This is a genomic window from Paracoccus acridae, assembly GCF_014642735.1.
Taxonomy (GTDB): domain Bacteria; phylum Pseudomonadota; class Alphaproteobacteria; order Rhodobacterales; family Rhodobacteraceae; genus Paracoccus; species Paracoccus acridae.
Window position 1 is genome coordinate 468,504 of record NZ_BMIV01000001.1, and the last position, 16,514, is coordinate 485,017.

Annotated in this window: 14 protein-coding genes; 4 read left to right on the top strand and 10 right to left on the bottom strand. The window is 67.7% G+C overall.

The genetic code is table 11. From position 1 onward, the window contains the following. Positions 1-10 precede the first annotated feature (10 nt). From IEX25_RS02410 to hslO, 5 genes are read right to left on the bottom strand one after another with little or no spacing between them, the layout of a single operon-like run. Complete coding sequence (locus IEX25_RS02410; RefSeq protein WP_188713868.1) at positions 11-1,249, bottom strand: class I SAM-dependent RNA methyltransferase; 1,239 nt, start codon at positions 1,247-1,249, stop codon at positions 11-13. Continuing rightward, positions 1,246-3,090, bottom strand: coding sequence for an ABC transporter ATP-binding protein (locus IEX25_RS02415; RefSeq protein WP_188713869.1), 1,845 nt, complete (start codon positions 3,088-3,090; stop codon positions 1,246-1,248). Before IEX25_RS02415 ends, IEX25_RS02410 begins: the two co-directional genes overlap by 4 nt. Then, positions 3,087-4,220 carry a CCA tRNA nucleotidyltransferase gene (locus IEX25_RS02420; RefSeq protein WP_188713870.1) on the bottom strand — a complete coding sequence of 378 codons (1,134 nt, stop codon included), beginning with the start codon at positions 4,218-4,220 and terminating at the stop codon, positions 3,087-3,089. Before IEX25_RS02420 ends, IEX25_RS02415 begins: the two co-directional genes overlap by 4 nt. Further along, entirely contained in the window at positions 4,217-4,810 is a 594-nt protein-coding gene (locus IEX25_RS02425) for an NUDIX hydrolase (protein ID WP_370463821.1), read from the bottom strand. Before IEX25_RS02425 ends, IEX25_RS02420 begins: the two co-directional genes overlap by 4 nt. Further along, positions 4,807-5,820 carry an Hsp33 family molecular chaperone HslO gene (gene hslO, locus IEX25_RS02430; protein ID WP_103172201.1) on the bottom strand — a complete coding sequence of 338 codons (1,014 nt, stop codon included), beginning with the start codon at positions 5,818-5,820 and terminating at the stop codon, positions 4,807-4,809. The genes IEX25_RS02425 and hslO overlap by 4 nt, the downstream gene beginning before the upstream one ends. Positions 5,821-5,964: 144 nt before the next feature. On the opposite strand from hslO, the gene IEX25_RS02435 reads away from it, so the two are divergent. Then, positions 5,965-6,408, top strand: coding sequence for an NUDIX domain-containing protein (locus IEX25_RS02435; RefSeq protein ID WP_188713871.1), 444 nt, complete (start codon positions 5,965-5,967; stop codon positions 6,406-6,408). Here IEX25_RS02435 and IEX25_RS02440 read toward each other — a convergent pair. Both IEX25_RS02440 and ilvA read right to left on the bottom strand, forming a co-directional pair. Then, positions 6,405-7,706: a PP2C family protein-serine/threonine phosphatase gene (locus tag IEX25_RS02440; protein ID WP_103172203.1), complete on the bottom strand. Its 1,302-nt coding sequence runs from the start codon at positions 7,704-7,706 to the stop codon at positions 6,405-6,407. The two genes, IEX25_RS02435 and IEX25_RS02440, sit on opposite strands and share 4 nt — an antisense overlap. Before the next feature lie 40 nt (positions 7,707-7,746). Then, positions 7,747-9,021 (bottom strand): threonine ammonia-lyase IlvA, encoded by a 1,275-nt coding sequence (gene ilvA / locus IEX25_RS02445; protein ID WP_188713872.1) that lies wholly within the window; start codon positions 9,019-9,021, stop codon positions 7,747-7,749. A 114-nt stretch (positions 9,022-9,135) separates the two neighbouring features. Between ilvA and IEX25_RS02450 the strand changes: the two genes are divergently transcribed. Together IEX25_RS02450 and mog are read left to right on the top strand one after the other, a co-directional pair. Continuing rightward, positions 9,136-10,362 (top strand): argininosuccinate synthase, encoded by a 1,227-nt coding sequence (locus tag IEX25_RS02450; protein WP_188713873.1) that lies wholly within the window; start codon positions 9,136-9,138, stop codon positions 10,360-10,362. Positions 10,363-10,461: 99 nt separating this feature from the next. Beyond that, positions 10,462-10,995 (top strand): molybdopterin adenylyltransferase, encoded by a 534-nt coding sequence (gene mog, locus IEX25_RS02455; protein ID WP_188713874.1) that lies wholly within the window; start codon positions 10,462-10,464, stop codon positions 10,993-10,995. A 70-nt stretch (positions 10,996-11,065) separates the two neighbouring features. On the opposite strand, the gene IEX25_RS02460 is transcribed toward mog, so the two are convergent. Genes IEX25_RS02460 through IEX25_RS02470 form a run of 3 tightly spaced genes read right to left on the bottom strand, consistent with a single transcriptional unit; the run spans position 11,066 to position 12,884 of the window. Further along, positions 11,066-11,755 carry a DUF8453 domain-containing protein gene (locus tag IEX25_RS02460; protein WP_188713875.1) on the bottom strand — a complete coding sequence of 230 codons (690 nt, stop codon included), beginning with the start codon at positions 11,753-11,755 and terminating at the stop codon, positions 11,066-11,068. A gap of 39 nt (positions 11,756-11,794) precedes the next feature. Then, entirely contained in the window at positions 11,795-12,511 is a 717-nt protein-coding gene (locus tag IEX25_RS02465; RefSeq protein ID WP_188713876.1) for an LrgB family protein, read from the bottom strand. Continuing rightward, positions 12,504-12,884 (bottom strand): CidA/LrgA family protein, encoded by a 381-nt coding sequence (locus tag IEX25_RS02470; RefSeq protein ID WP_188713877.1) that lies wholly within the window; start codon positions 12,882-12,884, stop codon positions 12,504-12,506. Before IEX25_RS02470 ends, IEX25_RS02465 begins: the two co-directional genes overlap by 8 nt. A 141-nt stretch (positions 12,885-13,025) precedes the next feature. Here IEX25_RS02470 and IEX25_RS02475 point away from each other — a divergent pair, with 141 nt between their 5' ends. After that, on the top strand, positions 13,026-16,478 hold the full coding sequence (locus IEX25_RS02475) for a chromosome segregation SMC family protein (protein ID WP_188713878.1): 3,453 nt from the start codon (positions 13,026-13,028) through the stop codon (positions 16,476-16,478). Positions 16,479-16,514 lie beyond the last annotated feature (36 nt).

Sequence of the window (16,514 nt, forward strand, 5' to 3'; positions counted from 1 at the left end):
TGGGATCTGGCTAGGTTCTGGCGAATTCCGCCACGGTTTCGACATGGGGCGACCATCGGAACTGATCGACCACCCACAGCCGGGTCAGCGTAAAACCGCCAATGGCAAGAAGCTGCGCATCCCTTGAGAAATTCACCGGATCGCAGGCCACGAAGGCTATCTTGTCGATGCGCGAAGCCGCGATTTCACGGGCTTGCGCCTCGGCCCCCGCACGGGGCGGGTCGATCACGATTGCGTCAAACCGGTTCAGTTCGTCGGCCAGCATCGGTCGGCGGGCAAGGTCGCGAATCTCGGTCGTGACGCGGTTCAGGCCGGGGGCGCCCCGCCACCCGGCGTCCAGGGCGGTCAACGGGGCTGCCAGCCCCTCGACCGCATGGACCGATGCCCTCTTGGCCAAGGGCAGCGAAAACGTCCCGCATCCTGCGAACAGATCGACGATTCGCGTGGCGCCCGCCGTGACAGCCTGAACCCCGGCCAGCAGCGCGGCTTCTCCCTCAAGCGTTGCTTGCAGGAAGCCCGCCGGAGGCAGCACGACCCGCGCAAGACCCATGGGAAGGGCAGGCGGACGACGGGTGATCGACTGGCCGTCCCCTGCCTGATCCAGCCAGGTCAGCCGCGCCAGATCGCCTTCGTCCGCCAGCGCGGCGAGGTCCTGGAACAGCGTGGGATCCAGCGGCTTGCCGCCGGTCACGGCCACATCCAGTCCGGCGGGGCCGTGGATCACCGTCATGGACAATTCGCCGCTGCGCGAGGCGCCCGCCACGGTGATCCGCCGCAGCAGGGGCAGGGCGGCCGTGATCTCGGGCCGCATGACGTGGCATTCGGCCAGATCGACGATCACGTCGGATGCGCGGGCGTGAAAACCGACCAACGCGCCCTTCTTCGTGCGCCGCCCCGACAGCACCGCCCGCCGCCGCGACCGAGGGGGCGAGACATGGATCCCTTTCACCGGCGCGGGCAAGCCGCGCGCGGCCAAGGCCGTTTCCACCACCTGCCGCTTCCAGGCGGTCGTGAAGCCTTCGGTTGCGTGCATCAGCGAACAGCCCCCGCAGGCGCGGTAATGCGCGCAGACGGGTCGCACCCGGTCTGGCGAGGGCGTGACGATGCGGGGCGCGGCGATGCGCCCCTCTTCGGCTTCGCCCTCGATCTGTTCGCCCGGCAGGGTCAGGGGCGCCAGGGCGCGGCCCGCCTCACCAACCGCCAACCCGTCGCCGCGACGGCCCAGGCGTTCGACATGCCAAAGGCTCATTCCGCCGCTTCCTCGGTCCCCAGGAAGCCGCCCGATTGCCGGTTCCAGTAGCGCGCGTAAAGCCCGTCGCGCGCCAGCAGTTGCCCGTGGCTGCCCTGTTCGACGATCCGGCCCGCATCCATGACGATGATCCGGTCCAGTTCGGCGATGGTGGAAAGCCTGTGCGCGATGGCCAGCACCGTCTTGCCCTTCATCGCGCGGGACAGGGCATCCTGGACCTGGGCCTCGACCTCGCTGTCCAGGGCACTGGTGGCCTCGTCCAGGACCAGGATCGGGGCGTCCTTCAGGAAGGCGCGGGCCAACGCGATCCGCTGGCGCTGCCCGCCCGACAGCTTGACCCCGCGTTCGCCCAGATGCGCGTCATAGCCCTTGCGCCCCTGATGGTCCTGAAGGGTCAGGATGAAGTCATGCGCCTCGGCCGCCTTGGCGGCTGCCTCGATCTCGGCCTGCGTGGCGCCGGGGCGGCCATACAGGATGTTGTCGCGGGCGGATCGGTTGAACATCGCGGTTTCCTGCGTGACCATGCCGATCTGGCGGCGCAGGCTTTCCTGGGTCACCTCGCGCAGGTCGTGCCCGTCGATGCGGATCGCCCCCTTTTCCACGTCGTAGAGCCGCAACAGCAGCGCCACCATCGTGGACTTGCCCGCGCCCGAGGCGCCAACGATGCCCACCTTCTCGCCCGCGCGGATATGCAGGTCGATGTCGGCAAGCCCCCCTTCGTCGCGGCCATAGGCAAAGCCCACGTGATCGAAGTCGATGCGTCCCGCGACCCGCTCCAGGGGCAGGGCGTCGGGCGCGTCGGTCAGGGCATGGGCGGGGGACAGGGTCTTCATGCCGTCTTCGACCTCTCCCACGCTGCCCCAGATGCCCATCAGCGCCATGCTGACCCAGCCGGTCATCTGCGACAGGCGCATGGCGATCGCGCCCGCCGCCGCCACGTCGCCCGGCGTGGCCTGACCCTGCCGCCACAGCATGATCGACCCGCCGACCAGGATCACCGGCAGGATGCCCGCGATCACCATCAGCGACATGCGGAAGGTGCTGCTGACCACGCCGAAATCCAGCGCCCGTTCACGAAAGCCCGCCATGGCGCCAAGGGCCGCGCGATCCTCGTGTTCGGCATGGGCGAACAGCTTGACGGTCTTGATGTTGGTGATGGTATCGACGACCTGGCCGGTGATCATCGCGCGGGCCGAGGCGCGGGCGCCGGATTTCGCCCGGATACGCGGCAGGAAGAACCGGATCAGGCCCAGATAGGCCAGCATCCACAGGATCAGCGCCACCGCGCCCCAGGTATCGACCGACACCAGAAAGGCCGCCGATCCCAGCACGGATGCCAGGGCGAAGGCCACCACGTTCACCATTTCCGACGCGACGTCGGTGACGGCGCGGGCGGTCTGCATCTGCTTTTGCGCCAGCCGCCCCGCGAAGTCGTTGTCGAAGAAGGCGACCGAATGACCCATGGTCCAGCGGTGGATGCGCGACAGGACCAGGGGCAGCACGTTCGGTCCGATGATGACGCTGCTGGTGGCGGTGGAAAAGCCGAAGATCAGCGGCCGCAGCAGCAGGAAGAAGCCCACGAAGGCCGCGATCAGCAGGCCGTTCTGGCCCCAGAAGGCCCCCGGATCGCCCGTCGCGATGGCATCCACCACCCAGCCCAGCAGCACGGCGGCCACCACGTCGGCAACCCCGCCCAAGGCGGAGGCGATGCCCGCCAGCCCCAGCCCGCCCCAGGCCCCGGACAGGCACCAGCGGAAGAAGGCCAGCAGCGTGGCGGGTGGCGGGCCTTCCGCGGGGCGGAAGGCGTCGATCAGGCGGCCAAGGCGGTGGTGCAGGGTCATGCGGTCTCTCCGGCCAGCAGGGCGATGTCGATCAACGCGGGCGCGGGCAAAGCGAAGCCCGCGTCGATCCAGGCATCCTCGGCGGCCTTCAGCGCGCGGCCCAGGGCGGGGCCTTGCAGATGTGGTTGCAGGTCGGCGGCGCTGATCGGCAGCGGCTGCGCGGCGGCTCGTGCCTCGGCCCAGCCTTCGCGGGGCCCGGCGGTCTGGACCAGGGCAGCGGCGGCATCGGCCAGATCGCCGCGCAGATGATAGGCGATGCGGTTGAAGGACCAGCCCTGCGTCAGGGCAGTCACAAGCGCGCGGTGATCGCGGGCCTCATTCCGGGACAGGCGCAAGGCATCCGCAAGGTGCCCCTGCGACAGCGCCGCCAGACGCGCAAGCCACAGCGCGGGGGATTGCAGCGCATAAAGCCTGTCCGGCGTCGCATCGGGCAGGACCTTGTCCAGAACACCCGTCTGCTGCATCAGCCGCACGGCGGGAACGGGGTCGGGGGCCGCAAGCAGCTTGCGCAGTTCCTGCCCGATCCGTTCGCGCGAAATCCCGTCCAGCCCGTCCCGCCCGTCCCGGCAGGCCGCCACGGCAGCGGGATCGGCGTCCCGGCCATACCAGGCCAGGAAGCGGAAGAAGCGCAGGATGCGCAGATAATCCTCGGCAATGCGCTGCGCGGGATCGCCGACAAAGCGCAGCCGCCGGGCGCGCAGGTCGTCCAGTCCGCCCACCGGGTCGATCACCCTGCCATGCCGGTCGGCATAAAGCGCGTTCATCGTGAAATCGCGCCGGTGCGCGTCCTGGTCCAGATCGTCGGAAAAGGCCACCACGGCACGTCGCCCGTCGGTCTCGACATCGTGGCGCAGGGTGGTGACCTCGAACCCCCGGCCGTCCGACACAACCGTCACCGTGCCGTGGTCGATCCCCGTCGGCACGGGCCTGAGACCCGCCGCCTGGGCCAGTTGCGTCACCACGCCGGGCGGCGCATCGGTCGCCAGGTCCAGGTCGCCCACCGGTTCGCCCAGAAGCGCGTTCCGCACCGCGCCCCCGACCAGCCAGGCACGATGCCCGCCCGCCTCGATGGCGTCGAAGACCGATTGCAGCGCAGGATCCTGCATGACCTGTTCGGGAAGCCGGCTCACGCCCGGATCCTTCTGGCTAGGCCCAGCAGGATCCTCGCGGTCGCGCCCCACAGGTAATAGGGACCGAAGGGCGCCGCGTGATAGCTGCGCCAGCCCTCGCGCCAGCGGCGGCGTTCGACCCGATAGCGGGACGGATCGGCGACATGGTCGAAGGGAAGGGCAAAGGCCTCCTCGACCTCGCCCGGCTCGGGCAGGGGCTGGAAGGCGCCCCGGACAATCCCGATGACCGGGGTCACGGCAAAGCCCGTCACGGTGCGGTGCGGCGGCAGGGTGCCCAGCAGATCGACCTGGGCGGCATCCAGCCCCACTTCCTCGCGCGCCTCGCGCAGGGCTGCGGCGATCTCATCGGCGTCGGTCGGATCCACCTTGCCACCCGGCAGGGCGATCTGGCCGGGATGATGGCGCAGACCCGAGGCACGCTTGGTCAGGATCAGGCGGCCGTCGTCCTCGTGGAACGCGGCCAGCACCCCCGCGGGGCGCAGGGAGCCCGGCAAGGGGGCCACGTCCGGGTTCAGGTCGTAATCCGAACTTGGCCCTGCCGGAACCGACAGGGCCTGACGCAGAAGGTCTTCAGACCAGGCCGGGATCACTCGGCCGCCCTGTCGGGCAGAGGCTGGCCCTCGGCATCCACGGTCGCCTCGAACCCCAGGCTGTGAGGGTCGAATTCGTAATGCGCGCCGCAGAACTGGCAATCGGCGGTCACGATGCCTTCATCGGTCGTCATATGCGCGATGTCCTTGGCGGAATAGATCGACAGCGTTTCCCGAACCCGGTCGGACGTGCAGGAACAGCCGAATTCCACCCGCTGCGCGTCGAAGACACGGGGTTCTTCCTCGTGGAACAGGCGCAGCAGCAGGTCGGTCGGCCCGACCGAGGGGCCGATCAGCTCCAGCACCTCGACCGTGTCCAGAAGCATGTTGGCGCGGTTCCAATCCTCGGATTCCGCGCCTTGCAGGATGTCGGCGGCCTGGATCAGCCCGCCTTCGCCGCTGCCCCCTTCGCCCTGCATCGGGGTCGCCGGCAGGGTTTGCAGCATCACGCCGCCGGCGCGCCACCGGCTGTCCTGTCCCGACAGGCGCGATGCGCCGCTGGCAAGCTGGAACCGGGTCGGCAGCTGTTCGGATTGCGCGAAATAGGTCTGCGCGCAGGCCGACAGCGATCCGCCCGAAAGCGGGGTGATCCCCTGATAGGGCAACGAGCCCTGGCCCTGGTCGATCAGAATGGCGAAATACCCCTCGCCCACCTGTTCAAAGGGCGGGCGCCCATCCAGCCGGTCGGCATCGAAACTGGCCCAGGCGCGGATGCGGGCCGGGGCGCCGTCCTGCTGGGGGGCGAAATAATCGGCGGCCAGGGTGCGGATCGCGCCATTGCCACGGACCTGCAGGCTCAGCTTCCAGCGCAGCTTGACGGTGGGGCCGATCAGGGCCGCCAGCAGCGCCAGTTCGGCAACCAGGGCACCCACCGGCGCGGGATAGTCGTGGCGCGACAGGATGTGATCCAGCACCCCGTCCAGCCGTGCGACGCGGCCGCGAATGTCCGAACGGTCCAGCTGGAACGGCAAAACCGTGTCGTCCCACGCGATCTGGTTGATCTTGCTCATGCGATATTCCTGAAATCGGGGCAGGCCCGCAGGGTGGCGGGCCGGGTCGCGCCCAATATAGGAACTTTGCAGGCGATCCCAAGGGGGTGGCTTTTGCGCGGCGTCCCGCTGCGCTAAGGGAAGGTCATCGAACCCGGAGTCCGCATGATCCGCCGATACGGCCATTCCCCCCGGCGGGGGCAGCCTTACCCCCTGCGACCGGGGGCCTATGGCCTTCTGGTGCGCGAGGGACGGCTGCTTCTGACGCGCCAGGCTGCGCCCGAACCCGAATACCAGTTGCCGGGCGGGGGCATCGACGCCGGAGAGACCGGCCTGCGCGCGCTGCACCGCGAGGTGTTCGAGGAAACCGGCTGGACCATCGGCAATCCCCGTTGGCTGGGCACCTATCGCCGCTTTGCCTTCATGGCCGATTACGGACGATACGCGGAAAAGCTGTGCCATGTCTGGATTGCAAGGCCCATCCTGCGCCTGTCACCCCCGTCCGAGCCGCATCACAGCGCGCATTGGGCCAGCCCGCTTGCGGCGATGAACCTGCTGGCCGATCCAGGCGCGCGGGCGTTCCTGGCCCGGTTCCGGCACCTGGTCTAGCGCCGCGGCAGGGGCACGGTTTCGGCGGGGGCAAGATATTCGATCAGCACGGCCGACATGTCGTCCTGGCGTTCGCCCCGGCAATATTCCGACACCGACCAGGCCATCGATTCCAGAAAGACATGCCCGCCCAGAAAGGCGTTGGTGCGCAGGATCGCCTCGACCCCGTCGTCCCCCAGAAGGCGGCCCGCGGGGTTCGTGGCTTCGGTGATGCCGTCCGAGCAGATCAGCAGCCTGTCGCCCGGCTCCAGGATCACGTCGATCTCGTCGAAGACGGGCCGTTCGAAGACCCCGATCGGCATCCCGCCATTGCCGAGCGGCTGGACCGATCCGTCGGCGCGCTGCAGGACGGGATGGGGGTGTCCCGCCTGGACCATCCGCAACCTGCCGGTCACATGGTTCAGGTCGGCATAGATCATCGTGTAATAGGTGTCGGTCGCCATCTCCTCGAGCATCATGTTGTTGAAGAAATGCGCAAGCGCCGCCGGGCTGACGGCATCGGTTCCGGTCTGGGCGGCGCGCAACGCGACATTCTGGTCGGCCGAGCCGGACAGATGGACCGAAAGCTGCGCGGTCAGCAGCGCGGCCGTCACGCCATGGCCGGAAACGTCCAGGGCATAGATGCCCACCCGATCATCGCCGATGGGAAAGAAGCCCACCAGATCGCCGCCGATATGTCCCGCCGGCCGCAGCAGCAGCGACAACTGGATCGGACCGAAGCGGCCCGATCGCTGCTTGACCAACCCTTGCTGCAACTTCCGCGCCTCTTGCAGGTCGCGGTCGATCGCGGCCTGGGTATCGCGCAATCGGTCAAGCGCGGCGCGAAGCTGGGCATTGCTGGATCGCAGATCCTCCTCAACCCGCAGGATGCGTTCGCCTGCGGCCAGGCGGGCCAGCAGATCCTGCTTGGTGACGGGCATGGCCAGGAAGTCGTCGGCCCCCGCCTCCAGCCCGCGGGCGATATCCTCGTGATCCTGGGCCGAGGTCAGCAGCACGAAATAGCCGTATCTGCTGCGTTCGCCGGTGCGGAAGGCGCGGCACAGATCCAAGCCGGATTCCATGCCCGCCGCGCCAGGAATGATCCAGTCGGACAGCACGATATCGGGTTCGATCCGCTGGCACAGTTGCAGCGCATCGGCGACCGATCCCGCCTCCAGCACCTCATAGCGTGCGCGGCGCAGGGGGACGGACAGGATGCGTCGCTGCGCATCGCTGGGGCTGACGATCAGCACGCGCCGTATCAGCCGGTTGGTGGTCGGCTTGGCAAGAACAGGGGACAGGCGATTCGTGCGTTTCATGCAAATGTGATAACCCCTTGGCAGTAAAGGGGCGGTTAAATCACACCAGCAATTCTGCCAGAATCTCGTCGTTGGTGATGTCGCGATAGACGAAACCGGCGTGGTCCAGCCGCGACTTCAGCGCCATCAGGTTCTGCGGGGCCGAGGTTTCGATGCCGATCAGGATCGAGCCGAAGTTGCGCGCCGATTTCTTGAGATATTCGAACCGCGCCACATCGTCGTCGGGACCAAGCATCTCCAGGAAATCGCGCAGCGCGCCGGGACGCTGGGGCAGGCGCAGCACGAAATACTTCTTCACCCCGGCGAACCGCTGGGCGCGTTCCTTGACCTCGGGCAGGCGCTCGAAATCGAAGTTCCCGCCCGAGCAGACGCAGACCACCCGCTTGCCGGTCAGATCGCCCAGATCGCCCAGCACGTCGATGGCAAGCGCGCCCGCGGGTTCCAGCACCACGCCCTCGGTGTTCAGCATCTCCAGCATGGTGATGCAGATGCGGTCCTCGGGCGCCAGATGAACGTCTTGCGGGGCAAAGCGGCGCAGCGCCTCGAAGGGCAGGGCGCCGATGCGGGCCACGGCCGCGCCGTCCACGAAATTGTCCACGCCGGGCAGCGCGACCGGCGCGCCCTGCTGCAAGGCCGCCTGCAGGCTGGCCCCGCCCAAGGGTTCGGCAAAGGCGAACTGCGTGGCAGGCGCGACATCCGCGAAGTAACGCGTGACGCCCGCCGCAAGGCCGCCGCCGCCCACGGGCAGGACCACCAGATCCGGCGCCTCGTCCAGCTGCCACAGGATTTCCTGTCCCACCGTCGCCTGGCCCTCGATCACGTCGGCCGAATCGAAGGGCGGCAGGAACTGGGCATCCTGCTCGGCCGCGAAGACCTGGGAAGCCGCCAGCGTCTGGTCGAAGTAATCGCCCGTCAGCACGATCTCGATCGCGTCGCCGCCGAAGACCTTGGTCTTGTCGATCTTCTGCTTGGGCGTCGTCACCGGCATGAAGATCGTGCCCTTCGCCCCGAAATGGCGGCAGGCATAGGCCACGCCCTGCGCGTGATTGCCGGCGCTGGCGCAGACGAAATGCGCGTTCCCGGCCGCGCCCGGCGTCACCCGCTTGCGCATCGCGTTGAAGGCCCCCCGCAGCTTGTAGCTGCGCACGGGGGTCAGATCCTCGCGCTTGAGCCAGATGTCCGCCCCGAACTTGGCCGACAGGTGGTCGTTGCGCTGCAAGGGCGTCGGCTCGAACAGGTCGCGGATCGCGGCCTCGGCCTGGGCGACGCATTCGGGAAAGCTGAGGGCGGGGTTGCGGAGGGCAGGATTTTCCATGCGCCTGCGCATGACGCGAAAGCGCGCGTTTGGCAAGGGGAAGCACAGCCCGGCCCTTGTGACACCGCGCCTTCTGCCGTATTGCCCCGGAAACTTTGCCGAAGGGTTAACCGCATGACCGACGCGCCGAAAAAAGTCGTCCTTGCCTATTCGGGCGGGCTCGACACCTCGATCATCCTGAAATGGCTGCAGACCGAATACGGCTGCGAGGTGATCACCTTCACCGCCGACCTGGGCCAGGGCGAGGAACTGGAACCGGCGCGCCAGAAGGCCGAACTGCTGGGCATCGCGCCCCAGAACATCCATATCGAGGATCTGCGCGAGGAATTCGTGCGCGACTTCGTGTTTCCGATGTTCCGCGCCAATGCCGTCTATGAGGGGCTCTATCTGCTGGGCACCTCGATCGCGCGGCCGCTGATTTCCAAGCGGCTGGTGGAACTGGCCCATCAGCACGGCGCCGATGCGGTGGCCCATGGCGCGACCGGCAAGGGCAACGACCAGGTGCGGTTCGAACTGTCGGCCTATGCGCTGGATCCGTCGATCAAGGTCATCGCTCCCTGGCGGCTGTGGGATCTGACCAGCCGCACCAAGCTGATCGAGTTCGCCGAACAGAACCAGATCCCCATCGCCAAGGACAAGCGCGGCGAGGCGCCCTTCAGCGTGGACGCGAACCTGCTGCACACCTCGTCCGAAGGGAAGGCCCTGGAAAACCCGGCCGAGGCCGCGCCGGATTACGTTTATCAGCGCACCGTGAACCCCGAGGATGCGCCGGATCAGCCGGAATTCGTGGAAATCACCTTCGAGCGCGGCGATGCGGTGGCGATCGACGGCCAGGCCCTGTCGCCTGCCACCATCCTGACCCGCCTGAACGAACTGGGCGGCAAGCACGGCATCGGGCGGCTGGACTTCGTGGAAAACCGCTTCGTCGGCATGAAGTCGCGCGGCATCTATGAAACGCCGGGCGGCACGATCCTGCTGGAAGCCCATCGCGGGATCGAGCAGATCACGCTGGACAGCGGGTCGGGCCATCTCAAGGACAGCCTGATGCCTCGCTATGCGGAACTGATCTACAACGGCTTCTGGTTCAGCCCCGAACGCGAGATGCTGCAGGCGCTGATCGACAAGTCGCAGGAACATGTGTCGGGCACCGTGCGGCTGAAGCTCTACAAGGGGCTTGCCTCCTGCGTGGGCCGCTGGTCGGACCAGTCGCTTTATTCCGAAGCGCATGTCACCTTCGAGGATGACGCGGGCGCCTATGACCAGAAGGACGCGGCAGGCTTCATCCGCCTGAACGCGCTGCGCCTGAAACTGGTCGCGAACCGCAACGCGCGGAACACGTAATCCGCCCCATCTTGAACCCAGGGCCGCGGCATTTTCCGCGGCCTTTTCTTTTGCGCGGCCCTGTCCCACAGTGGCCCGGTCCAGCAGAAGGCCCGCCCCATGATAGATCGCCCCGCCCGCATCAGCATCGTCACCGTCAGCGACCGCGCCGCCCGCGGCGAATACGAGGACAAGGGCGGCCCCGGTGCCGAGGCCTGGCTGCGCGACGTGATCACCTCGCCCATGCAGATCGACCGGGTGATCGTCCCCGACGGACGCGAAGGCGTGGCCGCGACCCTGCGCGAACTGGTCGAGAACGGCGCCGACCTGATCCTGGTGACCGGCGGCACCGGCCCCGCCCCCCGCGACCAGACGCCCGAGGCCGTGATGGACGTCGCCGAAAAGGAACTGGAGGGCTTTGGCGAAGAAATGCGCCGCGCGTCCCTGGCCGAGGTGCCAACGGCGATCCTGTCGCGGCAGACGGCGGTGATAAGGGACGCAACGCTGATCATCACGCTGCCGGGCAAGCCTGCGGCGATCGCGACCTGTTTGAACGCGGTATTCGCAGCGGTGCCTTATTGTCTGGACCTGATTGGCGCGGCAAGGGTGGAGACAGATTCGGGGAAGGTGAAGGCGTTTCGGCCGGGGAGTTAGAAACGTAGTCAGCATTCATGCTGCAAAAAATCGCCTGCAAAGTAAAGCAGGTAATATGCCGACAGCTAGATCACTTTGCTAGATGACGTTCGATTTTCTCAACTGCTGATACTAAGCGCATTTGTGGAGACTTGTTTGCACCAAGCTTTTCCATTTCTTTTATGTCCAGCATGAAATAGCCTTCGTAGCGCACCGCTGATAGATCTTCGTAAGCCAGCTTTGCAACGAAAGGTGGTAGTGGTTTGTCACCAAGTACCTCCCACCCTAATGCAAATGAAAACTCAATTGACTGGCCCTGAGGTATTATGCGGAATGGATGATGCCTTTGAAAAATATTAGTTATGATTTTTCTTCTAGAAATATCGTCCTCTGGTTGAGTTACATCCAGAATAACATTTAAGGCTGCTCCTGCTCCGACATTTGATATTCGAAAGGTGATGAGTTCACGCGCATCTTCACGCTGGGAAAAATGAGCGACTAAAACTGGATCTGTTGCAGCTTCACGAGATTTGCGTTGCTCGCTTAAGGCGCGTGCCGCGACTAACATCGAGCCACATGCAATAATTAAAGAAGAAAAAGCTGTAACCGTTCCTAGTGCTTGCGACGTTATCTCAATGTTTGTGATCGTCGTGAGAGATAGATAACCAAGTGTCGAAAGCACCACGCCTACCACAATGCCAAGAGCGATCTTTCCATCGCTTAACAGAGGAGTATTCTGACCCTCTTTGGTAATGCGGACACTACTTGCGTTATCAGCCATTCTCATCCTCTAAAGTGCAATATTGGCTCAGATGTGGGGCTATCCCAACCACCCCACCACCATCGGCGCGATCACCGCCGTCAGCACCGCGTTCAGCCCCATCCCGATCCCCGAGAACGCCCCCGCCGTCTCGTTCACCTGAAACGCTCTCGCCGTCCCGATCCCGTGCGCGGCGACGCCCACGGCGAAGCCGCGCGCGCGCCAATCCCTCACCCGCAGCGCGTTCAGCAGAGGCGTCACGATGATCGCCCCGAAGATGCCCGTCAGCAGGACCAGGGCGGCGGTCAGGGTCGGCTGGCCTCCGATCCGTTCGGCGATGCCGATGGCGACGGGGGCGGTGGTCGATTTGGGGGCCAGGGACGCCAGGACCGGTTCCCCGATCCCGAAGGCGCGGGCGATCAGCAGGGCCGAGACGATCGCCACCCCGGACCCGACGAACAAGCCCGCCAGCATCGGCCAGGCGGCGCGGCGGACCCGTGGCAGGTTGTCATACAAGGGCAAGGCCAGGCAGACGGTCGCAGGGCCCAGCATGAAGTGAACGAACTGCGCGCCTTCGAAATAGGTGGCGTAATCGGTGCCGGTCGCGCCCAGAAGCGCCGCCAGCAGGACCACCGCGATCAGCACCGGATTGGCCCAGCTTTGCCGCCGCGCCGCGCGGAACAGCGCGTCTCCGACGACATAGGCCACCAGCGTCGCGGTCAGCCACAGCAGCGGCCCCTGCGCAAGATAGGACCAGATCAGCGCCGGATCAGTCATCGCCGCCCCCTTTCAATGCCGAGGGATCGACCGTCCCCGTCCACCGCGCCACCGCCTGGAAGGCCAGGGCGCCTGCCGCGATCGCTAGAACGGTGGAACCCATGATTGCAAGCGCAAGCCCGATGCCGTGGTCGCGCAGCACCGGCCAATGGGCCACGACACCCACGCCCGCCGGCACGAAGAACAGCGACAGATGCGACAGCAGGCCCTGGGCAGTGGGCCGAAGGCGCGCGGCAAGGGCGGGGCGCAGGATGCAGGCCGCGACCAGCAGGCACAGCCCCACCACCGGGCCAGGCAGGGGCAGGTCCAGGGCGCGGGACAGGATCTCTCCGACCAGTTGAAAGGCCAGAATCAGGGACAGGGCGCTTATCATGACCCGATGCTAGCAAGAAACCGCCCGCCGACCATGCCCATCTTGTGGAAACTGCCTTGCCCTGCGCCAGATATAGCACGGACAGGTTGACTCGAACCCCCGTCATGCGACAATCCGCAGGGGAACAAAAGGGAACCTCGCTTGCGCTTCGACCGGCTTCGACTGAACGGATTCAAAAGCTTCGTGGACCCGACCGACCTGGTCATCCGCGAGGGGCTGACGGGCGTGGTCGGCCCGAACGGCTGCGGCAAGTCGAACCTGCTGGAGGCGCTCCGCTGGGTCATGGGCGAAAACCGCCCCACCGCCATGCGCGGCGAGGGGATGGAGGACGTGATCTTCGCCGGCACCGCCCGCCGTTCCGCCCGCGCCCATGCCGAGGTCGTGCTGACGGTGGACAACCGCGACCGGCTGGCGCCCGCAGGCTTCAACGACAACGACCAGTTCGACATCGTGCGCCGGATCACCCGTGACGCCGGGTCGGCCTACAAGATCGGCGGCAAGGACGTGCGGGCGCGCGACGTGCAGATGCTGTTCGCGGATGCCTCGACCGGGGCGCACAGCCCGGCCCTGGTGCGGCAGGGGCAGATCAGCGAGTTGATCAGCGCCAAGCCCCGGTCGCGCCGCCGGATCCTTGAGGAGGCGGCCGGGATCAGCGGGCTTTACCAACGCCGCCACGAGGCCGAACTGAAGCTGAACGGGGCCGAGGCGAACCTGACACGCGTCGATGACACGCTGGACCAGTTGTCCACCCAAGTCGTGTCGCTGACCCGTCAGGCGCGCACCGCCGCGCGATACCGCGAGATCGGCGCGGCGCTGCGCCTGGCCGAGGGCGCGTTGCTTTACCGCCGCTGGTCCGAGGCCGAGGCGGCGCGCCTGGCCGCAGCCGAGGCGCTGGCCGCTGCCGTCCGCGATGCGGGCACCGCCGAGGCCGCATCCAGGGAAGCATCGTCCCGGCGCGAGGCGGCCGAGGCTGCCCTGCCGGACCTGCGCGAGGAGGAACAGGTCGCCGCCGCGATCCTGTCGCGCCTGGGGGCCGAGCGAGAGGCCCTGGACGAGGCCGATGCCCGCGCCCTTGCGTCGATCGCCGACCTGCAGGCCCGCATCGCCCAGCTTGCCCGCGATATCGACCGCGAGGAGGCGCTGAACCGCGACGCCGGCGAGATGGTCGAGCGACTGGCCACGGAAAAGGCGGATCTGGACAGGGCGGCAGAGGGCCATGACGCCCGGCTGGATGCGGCGGCCCAGGCAGCGGAAGAAGCCGCCGAGGCCCTTCGGGAGATCGAGGCACGGCTGGCCGAACTGACCGACGAGGCGGCCCGCCTGGCCGCGCGGCATCAATCGGCCGAACGCCTGGTGGCCGACCTGCGCGCCATGCTGGACCGGTCCGAACGTGCCAGCGCCGAGGCGCGGGAGACTGTGGCCCGCGCGGCGGAAACCGGCGCGACAGCCCAGCAGGCGGTGACCGAGGCCCAGCAGGCGCAAGACCTTGCCTTGGCACGCGTCGAGGGCGCAGAGGACGCCTTGGCCCAGGCCGAAGCCGCGCGCACGGCCGCCGAGGCCGCCGAGGCCCAGGCCCGCATCGCGCGCGCCGAGGCCGAAGGCGAATCCGGGGCGCTTGCCGCCGAAATGGCGGCGTTGCGGCGGCTGGTCGAACGCGGCGGGTCCGGCGGCCAGGCGATCCTGGACCAGGTCACGGTTGCCAAGGGATATGAAGCGGCCTTCGGCGCGGCGCTGGGGGACGACCTCAATGCCGGGCTGGCGGCCGATGGGGCTGGCGGCTGGCATCTGCTGGCCGGATGGGACGATCCGCAGCCCTTGCCCGGCGGCGCGGCCCCCCTGGCCCCGCATGTCGCCGGTCCTGCCGTTCTGGCGCGCAGGCTGTCCCAAGTCGGGCTTGTGGCGGATGCAGGGACGGCGGCGTCCATGCAGGCCGACCTGCGGCCGGGACAGCGGCTGGTGACACGGGCGGGGGATCTGTTCCGCTGGGACGGGATGCGCGTTCTTGCGGGTGAGGCTTCATCGGCCGCGGCCCTGCATCTGCAGCAGGTCAACAAGCTGGCCGAGATCACCGCCCAAGCGGAAGCGGCCGCGACCCGGACGGAAGCCGCGATCGAGGCGCACGAGGATGCGCGCGCCACCTTGTCCGATGCGGCGGGGGCCGAAAGATCGGCGCGCGATGCGCGGCGCGATGCGGAACGGCATCTGTCGGATGCGGCGCGTGCCCTGACGCGTGCGGAATCCGACCTGTCGCTGGCGCGCAGCCGCGCGGAAGCGGCGCGCGTGGAACTGGCCCGTCATCAGGCCGATGTTGCCGACGCACGGGTCCGCCTGATCAAGGCCCAAGCCGTGCTGACGGAACTGCCCGATCCGTCCCAGGCGGCGATGGCGCTGGATCATGCCCGCACGGGGGTCGAGGCCGCGCGGATCGCCACGATGTCCCGCCGCGCCGCCTTGGACGAGTTGCGCCGCGAGGGCAGCGACCGCGCCAAGCGCCTGAACCAGATCGCCAAGGAGGAAGCCGGCTGGGCGCAGCGCCTGCATCAGGCGGGGACGCGGGCCGCCGAACTGATCGCCCGGCGCGACGACGCCCTGTCGGACCTGGCCCAGGCCGAGGAGCAGCCCGCCCTTCTGGCCGATCGCCGTGCCGGCCTGCGCGACCGCGAGGCGCAGGCAACGGCGCGCCTGTCGGCGGCGCGCGAGGCGCTGACGGTTGCCGAAGACGCCGCCCGCGCCGCTGCTCATGCCGAACGCGAGGCCGAGCGCGCCGCATCCGAGGCCCGCGAAACCCGCGCCCTGCGCGAGGCCCGGTCCGAAGCCGCCCGCGACGCAGAGGCCGCCGCCCGGCTGCGCATCCTGGAGGAGGCGGAAACCACGCCGCAGATGCTGCTGGCCTCGCTTGGCGATGAGGCGGTCGAAACGCCCGCCACTGCGCTGGAGGACCGGATCGCGCGGCTGCGGACACAGCGCGACGGGCTTGGCGCCGTCAACCTGCGTGCCGAGGAAGACAAGCGCGAGCTTGAGGCCGAGCGCGACCGCATTGCGGCCGAGAAGTCGGACCTTGAGGAAGCTATCCGCAAGCTGCGCCTGGGCATCACCAGCCTGAACCGGGAAGGACGCGAAAGGCTGCTGGCGGCCTTTGACGCGGTGAACGCCAATTTCGCGACGCTGTTCACCACCCTTTTCGGCGGCGGAGAGGCGCGGCTGGTGCTGGTCGAATCCGACGATCCGCTGGATGCGGGGCTGGAAATCATGTGCCAGCCGCCCGGCAAGAAGCTGTCCACGCTGTCGCTGCTGTCCGGGGGGGAACAGACGCTGACCGCCATGGCGCTGATCTTTGCCGTCTTCCTGGCCAACCCCGCGCCGATCTGCGTTCTGGACGAGGTGGACGCGCCGCTGGACGACGCCAATGTCAGCCGCTTCTGCGACCTGCTGGACGAGATGACGCGCCGCACCGACACGCGCTTCCTGATCATCACCCACCACGCCGTCACCATGTCGCGCATGGACCGGCTGTTCGGCGTCACCATGGTCGAGCAGGGCGTCAGCCAGCTTGTCAGCGTGGATCTGAAGCGCGCCGAGGCTCTGGTCGCCTGACGCCCGCCTTGCTACGGTGCCGCGCGAATCCAGTCC

Bases quoted from the DNA above. Each gene is read 5' to 3' on its own strand.
- IEX25_RS02465 (WP_188713876.1), bottom strand. From the start codon at position 12,511: ATGACTGATCCGGCGCTGATCTGGTCCTATCTTGCGCAGGGGCCGCTG.
- IEX25_RS02470 (WP_188713877.1), bottom strand. From the start codon at position 12,884: ATGATAAGCGCCCTGTCCCTGATTCTGGCCTTTCAACTGGTCGGAGAG.
- hslO (WP_103172201.1), bottom strand. From the start codon at position 5,820: ATGAGCAAGATCAACCAGATCGCGTGGGACGACACGGTTTTGCCGTTC.
- IEX25_RS02450 (WP_188713873.1), top strand. From the start codon at position 9,136: ATGACCGACGCGCCGAAAAAAGTCGTCCTTGCCTATTCGGGCGGGCTC.
- IEX25_RS02410 (WP_188713868.1), bottom strand. From the start codon at position 1,249: ATGAGCCTTTGGCATGTCGAACGCCTGGGCCGTCGCGGCGACGGGTTG.
- mog (WP_188713874.1), top strand. From the start codon at position 10,462: ATGATAGATCGCCCCGCCCGCATCAGCATCGTCACCGTCAGCGACCGC.
- IEX25_RS02415 (WP_188713869.1), bottom strand. From the start codon at position 3,090: ATGACCCTGCACCACCGCCTTGGCCGCCTGATCGACGCCTTCCGCCCC.
- IEX25_RS02435 (WP_188713871.1), top strand. From the start codon at position 5,965: ATGATCCGCCGATACGGCCATTCCCCCCGGCGGGGGCAGCCTTACCCC.
- ilvA (WP_188713872.1), bottom strand. From the start codon at position 9,021: ATGGAAAATCCTGCCCTCCGCAACCCCGCCCTCAGCTTTCCCGAATGC.
- IEX25_RS02440 (WP_103172203.1), bottom strand. From the start codon at position 7,706: ATGAAACGCACGAATCGCCTGTCCCCTGTTCTTGCCAAGCCGACCACC.
- IEX25_RS02460 (WP_188713875.1), bottom strand. From the start codon at position 11,755: ATGGCTGATAACGCAAGTAGTGTCCGCATTACCAAAGAGGGTCAGAAT.